Here is a 1,707-nt window from a genome sequence, read left to right as displayed (position 1 = left end):
CCTAAATTAACCATTCAGTATCAGGATGAAACTGGACAGGAGCATACCGAGACACTAGAGGGAATACCCGCTCGCATCGTACTTCACGAATACGATCATATTGAAGGAGTGCTGTTTGTGGATCACGTAAAAGGCCTGAAAAAACGACTGATGAAGGGTAAACTAACCAACATTAGTAAAGGACAAGTGGAGGCAAGCTACCGTGTGAAACTTCCGGTTAAGGCTACCCGCCGTGCCTGACAATAATCTTACCATTTCGCTTATTCAAACGGCTCTGCATTGGCATAAAGCAGAAGCGAATCTGGCGATGCTAGAGGAAAAAATCTGGCAGATTGATCAGCCGAACGACCTAATCATACTTCCTGAAATGTTTTCTACCGGTTTTACGCAGGAAGCGCGAGAGGTAGCTGAACCAATGAATAGCAAAACGTTTCGGTGGATGAAGCAGCAAGCCGCTCAGAGTAAGGCAGTGGTTGCTGGCAGTTATATCGTGCGCGAGCAGCAGCAATTCTACAATCGCCTACTGTGGATGAAACCCGACGGCACTTTTTCATATTACGATAAACGACACTTGTTTCGAATGGCAGGCGAAAATCAGGTATTCACCGCTGGAAATTCTCTTCTGATTGAAGAGTTAAAAGGCTGGCGAATCTGTCCGCTGATCTGTTATGATCTTCGGTTTCCGGTTTGGAGTCGCAATAGAATGCAGGCGAATGATAATCTTAATTATGATCTACTTATTTACGTAGCGAACTGGCCCGCCGCCCGTCGTTCAGCCTGGAAAACACTACTTAAGGCTCGAGCTATTGAAAACGCTTGCTACACGGTTGGAGTAAACCGAGTAGGAGAAGATGGTAACCAAGTATCGTACTCAGGAAACTCGTTAGTTGCTGATTACAAAGGCCATCCACTAACTGATTTAGAAGAACAGGAGCAAATTTCCACTATTCAGTTATCTTATCAAGATTTAGTAGAATACCGCAAAAAGTTTCCAGTACATTCAGATGCTGATGCCTTTTCTTTATCTTCTTCAGAGAAGGAAAAAAAGTAAAAATTATTTTAGTAACAGCAATTGATGATATCATAACAATTACTTCATACTGAGGTAATATTTGGTAGCTAGCTTGGCTCGCTAAACTAGCTCACCACTCTATGAAGCCTTCTTTACATTGCCTAACTGGATTCCTCCTTCTCTTATCGTTATCCCATGTTCAAGCCCAACCTGCTCAATCCAAATCCATTAGGATCGTCAGCGGTGTAGTGACCGATGTATCCGGGAATATACTTCCTTACGCTACTGTAGGGGTAGAAGATACCAATCAAGGCACTAATACTGATAGCGAGGGACGATTTAGTTTGGGGCTTCCCAATGGGAATTATACGCTCACCATATCGTATGTAGGATACCAAGGAAAGAAAGTTAATATTAACGTAGGTGACAGTCCAGTAGAAGTAGCTATAGGCCTACAAGCTAATGCTGCCCAACTAGCTGATGTAACTATATACGGACAACTTACCCGGGGACAAGCCAAAGCACTCAATATTCAGAAACTATCTCCTAATATCATTAATGTGGTGGATGTAGAGCAGTTTTCTCGCTATCCTGATGTGAGTGCAGCGGAAACTGTGCAGCGATTACCTGGTATTTCTATTACCCGAGATCAGGGAGAGGGCGAGTTTGTACAGATTCGGGGCATACCTGAGCAG

Annotated in this window: 3 protein-coding genes; all 3 read left to right on the top strand. The window is 43.6% G+C overall.

Translation table 11 applies throughout. The features are described 5' to 3' along the window. On the top strand, nt 1-240 hold a 240-nt coding region (locus WBA23_RS03400; RefSeq protein WP_424580842.1), incomplete at its 5' end, for a peptide deformylase. Continuing rightward, on the top strand, nt 233-1,051 hold the full coding sequence (locus WBA23_RS03395; RefSeq protein WP_424580841.1) for an amidohydrolase: 819 nt from the start codon (nt 233-235) through the stop codon (nt 1,049-1,051). The genes WBA23_RS03400 and WBA23_RS03395, both read left to right, overlap by 8 nt. Before the next feature lie 101 nt (nt 1,052-1,152). Continuing rightward, a partial coding sequence (locus tag WBA23_RS03390; protein ID WP_424580840.1) for a carboxypeptidase-like regulatory domain-containing protein occupies nt 1,153-1,707 on the top strand: 555 nt, incomplete at its 3' end.

This window comes from Tunicatimonas sp. (assembly GCF_049647865.1).
Classification (GTDB): domain Bacteria; phylum Bacteroidota; class Bacteroidia; order Cytophagales; family Cyclobacteriaceae; genus Tunicatimonas.
Note: the sequence above shows the minus strand (reverse complement) of the source record. Positions and strands in the feature narration are given on the sequence as shown.